The 2,562-nt window shown below is 68.9% G+C and carries 2 protein-coding genes; one reads left to right on the top strand and one right to left on the bottom strand.

What is annotated here, in order from left to right; genetic code table 11:
• Positions 1-806: DUF4167 domain-containing protein (locus tag ACE3PU_RS06810; RefSeq protein WP_374388005.1), on the bottom strand; the 806-nt coding region annotated here is incomplete at its 3' end.
• 360 nt (positions 807-1,166) lie between these two features.
• Here ACE3PU_RS06810 and ACE3PU_RS06815 point away from each other — a divergent pair.
• The gene (locus ACE3PU_RS06815) at positions 1,167-2,402 is read left to right on the top strand and encodes an NAD-dependent epimerase/dehydratase family protein (protein WP_374388007.1); all 1,236 of its coding nucleotides are present in this window, start codon (positions 1,167-1,169) and stop codon (positions 2,400-2,402) included.
• Positions 2,403-2,562 lie beyond the last annotated feature (160 nt).

Below are 2,562 nucleotides of genomic sequence, written 5' to 3' on the forward strand. Positions count from 1 at the left end.
CCCGGCAGGGCCGACGGCGCCTCGTCCTCCACAGGCGCGGCCGGACGGCGGCCGCGGCGCGCGGGACGCTCGGCGACCGTTTCGGTCTCGGGGGCCACGGGCGCTTCGGCCGGAGCGGGCGCATCGGCCGGCGTGTCCATGACGACGGCGTCGGTGTCGCCCTCGGCGCGCTCGCCGGCGTCGCCCTGGCCTTCGAAGCGGCGATTGCGCTCCTCCCGGCGGCGCTCCCAGCGTTCCCGGCGACTTTCGCGACGACCACCGCCCTCGCCCTCGGCGCGGGGTTCGCGCTCTTCGCCGCCCTCGCGGTTCTGGTCGCGGTTGTGGTCCCGGGCGTGATCCCGGTTCTGGTCGCGATCCCGTTCGCGGGGTTCTCGCTGTTCGGTGCGTTCCGAGTCCTGGCCCTGACGGTCCCCGCCTTGTCGCTCTGCGGCCTGCTGGGCGGCCAGGAAGGCGGCGGCCTGGGCGCCGGACTCGTCTTCGAAATCGATGTCGAAACCCTGGTTCGACAGTTCACGCGCGGCGATGTCGGAGAAGGACCGCTGCGGCTGCAGCGCCCTCAGGACCCGGTAATAGTGTTCGGCGTGCTGCTGGTAGTTCTCGGCCAGGACGCGGTCGCCGGACGAGGCGGCGTCGCGGGCCAACTGCTGATAGCGCTCGTACACCGTCTGGGCGTTGCCGCGCACCTTGATGTTCTCGGGCCCCTGGGAGTCCCACGAGCGGTTGGGATTGGCGTTGTTCGCGTTGTTCGCCCCCGCCTTGTTGCGGTTGCGCCCACGCTGACGCTTCATGCCCTTGAAATCTCTCATTCGCGCTACCGTGTGCAGGGGCGGAGGCCGGGTCGTTCAGAACCGGGTCCGTCCGTTTCGTCGTTCCGTTTCGCTCGGGGCCGATCCCCGATTGTCGATGTGTCCGGAATGCCGTCGTCGCCCCATGGTGCGCCGGTCCTTGCGGGCCGACCGTCATGTCGACTCAAGTCGCGAACAGCCGGGCGAACGGCCCGTGAAGCTGCGTTTGAGTGGGGAGACAGCGATGACTTAGCGTGTGCGGGGGCGGTTTCCAAGAGGTATTCGACGATTGACCCTCGCGCCTGCGTCAAACCGCAGCGCTTTGCCGTTCGCGCCCTCGTGCGTTAGTCAGGCGTGCGAAGTGATTGAGAGGCTTGTCCCATGCGGGTTCTTGTTCTGGGCGGCGACGGTTTCTGCGGCTGGCCCACGGCCCTGCATCTGTCGGCCGAAGGGTGGGACGTGACCATCGTCGACAACCTGAGCCGGCGAAACATCGACAACGAGCTGGAGGTCCAGTCCCTGACCCCGATCCGCACCATGGGCGAGCGGATCAAGGCCTGGAAGGAGGTCTCGGGCCGCGACATCGGCTTCGTCAACATGACGGTGGGCAAGGAGTTCGACCGCCTGGTCGCCCTGATCCGAGACTTCGCCCCCGACAGCGTGGTGCATTTCGCCGAACAGCGGGCGGCCCCCTATTCGATGAAGTCGGCGCGGCACAAGCTCTACACCGTCGACAACAACATCAACGCGACCAACCACCTGCTGGCCGCCATCGTCGAGAGCGGGCTGGACGTGCATCTGGCGCACCTGGGAACGATGGGCGTCTATGGCTACGGCACCGCCGGCCTGCGCATCCCGGAGGGCTATCTGAAGGTCACGGTGCAGACCGACAACGGCCCCGCCGAACAGGAGATCCTGTTCCCGCCCAATCCGGGCAGCATCTATCACATGACCAAGACGCAGGACGCCCTGCTGTTCCAGTTCTACGCCCGGAACGACAACCTGCGCATCACCGACCTGCACCAGGGCATCGTCTGGGGCGCCCAGACCGAGGAGACCCGCAAGGACGAGCGACTGATCAACCGCTTCGACTACGACGGCGACTACGGCACGGTGCTGAACCGCTTCCTGATGCAGGCGGCGGTCGGCTATCCGCTGACGGTGCACGGCTCGGGCGGGCAGACGCGGGCCTTCATCCACATCCAGGACACGGTGCGCTGCGTCGAACTGGCGCTGAAGAACCCGCCCCGACGCGGCGACCGGGTCAAGATCCTGAACCAGATGACCGAGAGCCGGCGCGTGCGCGACCTGGCCCGGATGGTGGCCGACATGACCGGCGCCGAGATCCACAATGTGCCCAACCCCCGCCAGGAGGCCGACGAGAACGACCTGGTCGTGGCCAACGACCAGTTCCGCGAACTGGGCCTGAAGCCGATCACCCTGGCCGAGGGGCTGATGCAGGACGTGACCGAGATCGCCCGCCGCTACGCCGACCGGGCGGACCTGGGCCGTGTGCCGTGCGTGTCGGCCTGGAACCAACGCCGGGCCGAGGCGCTGGAAAACGAAGCGTCGCCGTCGCCGACCCCGACGACGGCGGCCAAAGCCTTGTCCGCCTGAGCAGCCCCATGTCCGACGCCGCCCCCGAACGCGCCCCCGCCCCCGACCTGCTGGTCTTCGGCGGCGGCTATCTGGGACGCGCGGCGGCGCTGGAGGCCCGAAGGCGCGGCGGGCGGGCCACGGCCACCTCGCGCGATCCCGAACGCCGCCGATCGCTGGC

Source organism: Brevundimonas sp. (assembly GCF_041911375.1).
GTDB lineage: Bacteria > Pseudomonadota > Alphaproteobacteria > Caulobacterales > Caulobacteraceae > Brevundimonas.

What these genes read in the sequence shown, in the direction of transcription:
- ACE3PU_RS06815 (WP_374388007.1), top strand. Translation starts at nt 1,167, where the DNA reads ATGCGGGTTCTTGTTCTGGGCGGCGACGGTTTCTGCGGCTGGCCCACG.